Source organism: Mesorhizobium sp. B2-5-4, from assembly GCF_006441095.1.
Lineage (GTDB): Bacteria > Pseudomonadota > Alphaproteobacteria > Rhizobiales > Rhizobiaceae > Mesorhizobium > Mesorhizobium salmacidum.
The window spans coordinates 1-6,815 of record NZ_VFUR01000047.1 but is presented as its reverse complement, the minus strand read 5'-3'; the positions used below and the strand labels follow the sequence as shown (position 1 = coordinate 6,815).

At 64.7% G+C, this 6,815-nt stretch carries 6 protein-coding genes; all 6 read left to right on the top strand.

Features of this window, described 5'->3' with window-relative positions; all coding sequences use genetic code 11:
* Positions 1–229 precede the first annotated feature (229 nt).
* The gene (locus FJ492_RS28490; RefSeq protein WP_140773656.1) at positions 230–1,990 is read left to right on the top strand and encodes an ABC transporter ATP-binding protein; all 1,761 of its coding nucleotides are present in this window, start codon (positions 230–232) and stop codon (positions 1,988–1,990) included.
* A 232-nt stretch (positions 1,991–2,222) separates the two neighbouring features.
* Complete coding sequence (locus FJ492_RS28485) at positions 2,223–3,425, top strand: ABC transporter substrate-binding protein (RefSeq protein WP_140773654.1); 1,203 nt, start codon at positions 2,223–2,225, stop codon at positions 3,423–3,425.
* Between the two features lie 11 nt (positions 3,426–3,436).
* Complete coding sequence (locus FJ492_RS28480) at positions 3,437–4,216, top strand: ABC transporter ATP-binding protein (RefSeq protein ID WP_140773652.1); 780 nt, start codon at positions 3,437–3,439, stop codon at positions 4,214–4,216.
* Positions 4,209–4,919 (top strand): ABC transporter ATP-binding protein, encoded by a 711-nt coding sequence (locus FJ492_RS28475; RefSeq protein WP_140773649.1) that lies wholly within the window; start codon positions 4,209–4,211, stop codon positions 4,917–4,919. Before FJ492_RS28480 ends, FJ492_RS28475 begins: the two co-directional genes overlap by 8 nt.
* 7 nt (positions 4,920–4,926) lie before the next feature.
* Complete coding sequence (locus tag FJ492_RS28470; RefSeq protein WP_140510975.1) at positions 4,927–5,814, top strand: branched-chain amino acid ABC transporter permease; 888 nt, start codon at positions 4,927–4,929, stop codon at positions 5,812–5,814.
* A 22-nt stretch (positions 5,815–5,836) separates the two neighbouring features.
* Positions 5,837–6,808: a branched-chain amino acid ABC transporter permease gene (locus tag FJ492_RS28465; protein WP_140773658.1), complete on the top strand. Its 972-nt coding sequence runs from the start codon at positions 5,837–5,839 to the stop codon at positions 6,806–6,808.
* Positions 6,809–6,815: the final 7 nt, after the last annotated feature.

Here is a 6,815-nt window from a genome sequence, read left to right as displayed (position 1 = left end):
ACCGCCATCGCAAATCCCTCCGAGCAATAATCGAAGTGAATCACAATGCCAGAATTGCGCAACAGGCCCTCAAGGGGGGAGATCGGATGTCACCTCGGTCTTCGCCAACCATCATCGTCATCAAGAAGGCGAGTCGGCGAAGCTGCCAATCTTCCCCCTTGAGCGGGAGATGTCCGGCAGGACAGAGGGGGGCGTGCCGCAACAAACTTCTCAGAATCCTGTCCTCGCAATGACCCCAGACCGCATCCTCACCATAACCAACCTCTCCGTCTCCGTGCGCGGCGAGGAGGGCTTCCGCGAGGTCGTCTCCAACCTCTCCCTGACGCTCTCCCGCGGCGAGACGCTGTGCATCGCCGGCGAGTCCGGCTCGGGCAAATCGATGACCGCGCTGGCCATCATGCAGCTCCTGCCGCAGCCCGCGGCGCGCATCTCCGCCGGCACGGTCCATTTGGGCGAGACCGAGCTGACCGCCCTCGACGAACGCCGGATGCGGCGCATTCGCGGCGACCGCATCGCCATGATCTTCCAGGAACCGATGACCTCGCTCAACCCGGTGCTGTCGATCGGCCGCCAGCTCACCGAATCCATCGAGGCGCATACCAGCCTGTCGCCCAGCCAGGCCCGCCAGCGTGCCGTCGAGGCGCTGAAGGCGGTGCGCATTTCGGAAGCCGAAAGCCGGCTAAGACAATTTCCGCATGAACTGTCGGGCGGCATGCGCCAGCGCGTGATGATCGCCATGGCGCTGGCGCTGGAACCGGACGTGCTGATCGCCGACGAGCCGACCACGGCGCTCGACGTTACCGTACAGGGCGAGGTGCTGGAACTGCTGCGCGACCTGCAGCATAAGCATGGCACCAGCGTCATCCTGATCACCCACGACATGGGCGTGGTCGCCGAAATGGCCGACCGCGTCATCATCATGCGGCATGGGCGCATGGTCGAGGAAGGCAAGACATCGGACATTTTCGCCCGCCCGCAAGCCGACTACACGCGCGAGCTGTTGGCCGCCGTGCCGCGCATCGGCAGTGGCGCCGGCCGCCAGCAATTGAAGGAGATCGCCGAAGCCGCAATGCCGGCCTATGTCGCAGAGGTGAACGACCTCCATGTCCGCTTCGACCTGCGTGGCGGCATTCTCGGCCGGGTCACCCGCCGCGTCCACGCCGTCGAGGGCGTCAGCTTCTCGATCGCGCCCAACGAGACGCTGGCGCTGGTCGGCGAATCCGGTTGCGGCAAGTCGACCACCGCCAAGGCGCTGGCCGGGCTGGTGCCGTATAGCGGCGACATCGTTGTCGGCGGCCGCAATTTGTCCGGTCTCGGCCGCGACGAGCGCAAGGCGGTGCGTCGCGACGTGCAGATGATCTTCCAGGATCCTTTCGCCTCGCTCGACCCGCGCATGCGCGTCGGCGACCTCGTCGCCGAACCGCTGGTCATCCACGGCATCGCCTCGAAGGAAGAGCGTCGCGAGCGGGTAGCGGCCCTGTTCGACCGCGTCGGCCTGTCATCAGACCAGATGGAGCTCTATCCGCACGAATTCTCCGGCGGCCAGCGCCAGCGCGTCTGCATCGCCCGGGCATTGGCGCTCAGGCCAAAACTGATCATCGCCGATGAAAGCGTCTCGGCCCTCGATGTCTCGGTGCAGGCGCGCGTGCTTGACCTGTTGAAGGAATTGCAGCGCGAATTCGGCGTCGCCTATCTCTTCATTTCGCACGACATGGCCGTGGTCGAGAACATCTCCGACCGTGTCGCCGTCATGTATCTCGGCCAGATCGTCGAGATGGGCACGCGCGACCAGGTTTTTTCGAACCCGCGCCACCCCTACACGAAGCGCCTGATCGAAGCCGTGCCGGTGCCCGATCCCGCGCAGCGCAGAAGCCGTTTTGCCCGCCTCGATCAGGAGATCCCCAGCGCCACCCGCCGGATCGGCGAGGCACCGCTGAAACTGGCGCTGAGCGATGTCGGCAACGGCCATCTCGTCGCTACCGAGGGCTGAAGCTGCCCGGGATGTGGTTCAAACAAGCTCGGCGTGCTCCGATCGAGCTTCACATGTTCGTGTCCCGTCCTGAGCTTTCCCGCTGGCGTCACGCTATCGGGTCGGCCTTGCCGTCATGAAATCCGCGGCCGCCCCTTGCCCTTCCGCCTGATTTTCCTAATGTTCCTTGGTGCTTGCGCATGACGACCGTAGGGGGCGGCCGGATTCATCCACACTGGGAGGAAGTAGACTCATGAAGCTATGCTATGTCGTTTCCGCCGCGCTCCTTGCGGCCACCACCGCCTCGGCCGCCGAGATTTCCGATGGCAAGGTCAAGATCGGCATCCTCAACGACCAATCCGGCGTCTATGCCGATTTCGGCGGCAAATGGTCGGTCGAGGCAGCCAAGATGGCGGTCGAGGATTTCGGCGGCAAGGTGCAGGGAGCACCGGTCGAGATCATCAGCGCCGACCACCAGAACAAGCCCGATATCGCCTCCAACATCGCACGGCAGTGGTATGACACCGAACAGGTCGATGCCATCATGGAGCTGACGACCTCTTCGGTCGCGCTCGCCGTGCAGGGGATTTCCAAGGAAAAGAAGAAGATCGACATCGTCACCGGTGCGGCGACCACGGACCTCACCGGCAAGCAGTGCTCGCCCTACGGCTTCCACTGGGCCTACGACACCCATTCGCAGGCGGTGGGCACCGGCGGCTCACTCGTGCAGCAGGGCGGCGACAGCTGGTTCTTCGTCACCGTCGACTATGCCTTCGGCTACTCGCTGAAGGAGCAGACCGCCAAATTCGTCGAGAGCCATGGCGGCAAGGTGCTGGGCGAGGTGCGTTATCCCCTCGGCGCGACCGACTATTCGTCCTTCCTGCTGCAGGCGCAATCGTCGGGCGCTAAGGTCATCGGGCTCGCCAATGCCGGCCTCGACACCTCCAATTCCATCAAGCAGGCAGCCGAGTTCGGCATCGTGCAGGGCGGCCAGCGCTTGGCCGCGCTCCTGTTCACGCTGGCCGAAGTGCATGGGCTCGGCCTGCAGGCAGCGCAAGGCGTCGTGCTGACCGAGGGCTATTACTGGGACCGCGACGACAAGAGCCGCGAATTCGGGCAGCGCTTCTTCAAGCGCACCAACCGCATGCCGAACATGATCCAGGCCGCGACCTATTCGGCCGTGACGCAGTATTTGAAGGCGATCGACAAGGCCGGCACCGACCAGACCGAAGCGGTCGCCAAGCAGCTCCATTCGCTGCCGGTGGACGACGCCGTCATCAACGGCGGCAAGGTCCAGGCCGACGGCAACATGGTCCACGACATGTATCTCTACCAGGTCAAGGCGCCCAGCGAGAGCACCAAGGATTGGGACTATTACAAATACCTCGCCACCATTCCCGGCAAGGAGGCCTTCCTCAGCGAGAAGGACAGCGGCTGTCCGACGGCCGCCCAGTGACCGGCGCGGCCATGGTGCCGCCTGACCTGAACGCGGAAGAGCCGCGGGTCGTGCTTTCCGCCCGCGGCCTGCGACGTGACTTTGCCGGCTTCGTCGCCGTCAAGAATGTCGACCTCGATGTCCTCCATGGCAACATCCATGCCTTGATCGGACCCAACGGCGCCGGCAAGACGACCGTTTTCAACCTGCTGACCAAATTCCTGGCGCCAACCAGCGGCAGGATCGAGCTGCTCGGCCACGACATCACCCGCACCTCGCCGGCCAGGGTGGCGCGGATGGGTCTGGTGCGCTCGTTCCAGATATCGGCGATCTTTCCGCACCTCAGCGTGCTCGACAATGTGCGCGTCGCGCTGCAGCGGTCGGCCGGGCTTGGCGTCCAGTTCTGGCGCTCGCTGGCGGCGCTCGACCGGCTGACGCCGCGCGCCATGGAGCTGCTGCGTTCCGTCGGCCTCGACGACGCCACGAACAGGCTGGCCGGCGATCTTTCCTACGGCAGGAAGCGCGTGCTCGAGATCGCCACGACGCTGGCGCTGGACCCGAAAGTGCTGCTGCTGGACGAGCCGATGGCCGGCATGGGTCATGAGGACGTGGCCACGGTGTCCGCCCTCATCCGGTCGGTGGCGAGCGACCGCGCGGTTATGATGGTCGAGCACAATCTGACCGTGGTGGCCGATCTCTGCGACTGGATAACGGTGATGCAGCGCGGCGAGGTGCTCGCGGCCGGCGACTACGCCACCGTCAGCCGCGACGAGCGCGTCAAGGTGGCCTATATGGGCACTGCCGATGACTAGTGCTTCGCCCCTGCTCGCGGTCCGCGGTCTCAACGCCTGGTATGGCGAGGGCCATGCGCTGCACGGCGTCGACCTCGAAGTGTTTGCCGGCGAAACGGTCACCTTGCTCGGCCGCAACGGCGTCGGCAAGACGACGACGCTGCGCGCCATCATGGGATTGATCCGCCGGCGAACCGGGAAGGTCGTTTTCGACGGCGCCGACCTGATGCGGCTGCCGCTGCACCGCACCGCGCACCAGGGCATCGGCTTCGTGCCGGAGGAACGCGGCATCTTCTCGACACTCACTGTCGATGAGAACCTGGTGCTGCCGCCTGTCGTTGCCCCGGGCGGCATGAGCGTCGAGGAAATCTTCGATCTCTTCCCCAATCTGAAGGAGCGGCGCAACAGCCCGGGCACGCGGCTGTCCGGCGGCGAACAGCAGATGCTGGCGATAGCGCGCATGCTGCGGACCGGAGTCAAGATGTTGCTCCTGGACGAACCGACCGAGGGCCTCGCGCCTGTCATCGTCCAGCGCATCGGCGAGCTGCTGGCGACGTTGAAGCAGCGCGGCATGACCATCCTGCTGGTCGAGCAGAATTTCCGCTTCGCCAGCCGTGTCGCCGATCGTTTCTACCTGATGGAGCACGGCAAGGTCGTGGCCGGTTTCCCCACCGGCGAACTGGCGGACCGCATGAAGCTGCTCCACGAAATTCTGGGTGTATGATGGCGCCATGACGATGATCTTCGGCATCCCCGTCCAGGCATTGCTCGGCCAATTGCTGGTCGGCCTGATCAACGGCTCCTTCTACGCCATGCTGAGCCTCGGCCTGGCCGTGATTTTCGGCCTGCTGCGCGTCATCAATTTCGCCCATGGCGCGCAATATATGCTGGGCGCCTTCATCGGCTATCTCCTGTTCACCCATCTCGGCATCGGCTATTGGCCGGCGCTGATCCTGGCGCCGCTGATCGTCGGGCTGTTCGGCGTCGTGGTCGAACGCCTGGCGCTGTCGCGGCTCTACGACACCGATCCGCTCTACGGCCTGCTCTTCACCTTCGGCCTCGCGCTCGTGCTCGAAGGCATCTTCCGCTACTATTACGGCGTGTCGGGAAACCCCTACGCCGTGCCGCCGCTGCTGGCCGGCGGCACCAATCTCGGCTTCATGTTCCTGCCCATTTATCGCGGCTGGGTGGTGGTCGCCTCGCTGATCGTCTGCTTCGGAACCTGGGCGCTGATCGAGAAGACCAGGCTCGGTTCCTATCTGCGCGCGGCAACCGAGAACCCTCGCCTCGTCCAGGCCTTCGGCGTCAACGTGCCGTTGCTTTTGACCCTCACCTACGGCCTTGGCTCAGCGCTCGCCGGCCTCGCCGGCATCCTGGCCGCACCCATCTATCAGGTCAGTCCGCTGATGGGATCGGATCTCATCATCGTCGTCTTCGCGGTGGTCGTGGTCGGCGGCATGGGATCCATCCTCGGCGCGATCGTCACCGGCTACATGCTTGGCCTCGCCGAAGGCCTGACCAAGGTCTTCTACCCCGAGGCCTCCAACCTGGTGGTCTTCGTCATCATGGCGATCGTGCTTTTGGTCCGGCCGGCCGGCCTGTTCGGAAGGGACGCCTGACATGGCGGAAGAAACATCCGACATGGCAGAGCTTTCGTTGCGTGAGACATCGGCCAAACCCTCGCCAAGGCTCGAATGGGTGCTGGTCGGGCTCGGCATAGCGGCGCTGCTGGCGGCCCCGTTCTTCGTCTACCCGATCTTCCTGATGAAGATGCTGTGTTTCGCGCTGTTTGCCTGCGCCTTCAACCTCCTGCTCGGCTATACCGGCCTCCTGTCCTTCGGCCACGCCACCTTCTTCGGCGGCGCCGCCTATTTCACCGCGCACGCCGTCAAGGTCTGGGGCTGGCCGCCGGAAGCCGGCATCCTGCTCGGCATGGCGGGTGCCGCGCTGCTCGGCCTCGTCATGGGCTTCTTCGCCATTCGCCGGCAAGGCATCTATTTCGCCATGATCACGCTGGCGCTGTCGCAGATGTTCTTCTTCTTCTGCGTGCAGGCGCCCTTCACGCAAGGCGAGGACGGCATCCAGGGCGTGCCGCGCGGCGTCCTGTTCGGTGTCCTCGACCTCAATGCCCCGATGAACATCTATTATTTCGTGCTTGCCGTGGTCCTGGCCGGCATCTTCGCCATCTGGCGCATCGTCAATTCGCCCTTCGGCATGATCCTGCGCTCGATCCGCGAAAACGAGAACCGCGCCATTTCGCTCGGCTATTCAGTAGCCAGCTACAAACTCGGCGCCTTCGTCATGTCGGCGGCGCTAGCCGGGCTCGCAGGCTCGCTCAAGGCGATCGTCTTCCAGTTCGCCACGCTCACCGACGTCACCTGGCAGATGTCGGGCGAGGTGATCCTGATGACGCTGCTCGGCGGCATCGGCACCATGGTCGGCCCGATCATCGGCGCCAGCCTCGTCGTCGGCCTGGAAAACACGCTGGCCACCTCCGGTTTCCCCGTGACCATCGCCACCGGGCTTATCTTCATGGTCTGCGTGCTGGTGTTTCGGCGCGGGATTGTCGGCGAGGTTTATGCGCGGCTGCTGGGGCGGGCGGGTAAGGGGTGACTTAGGG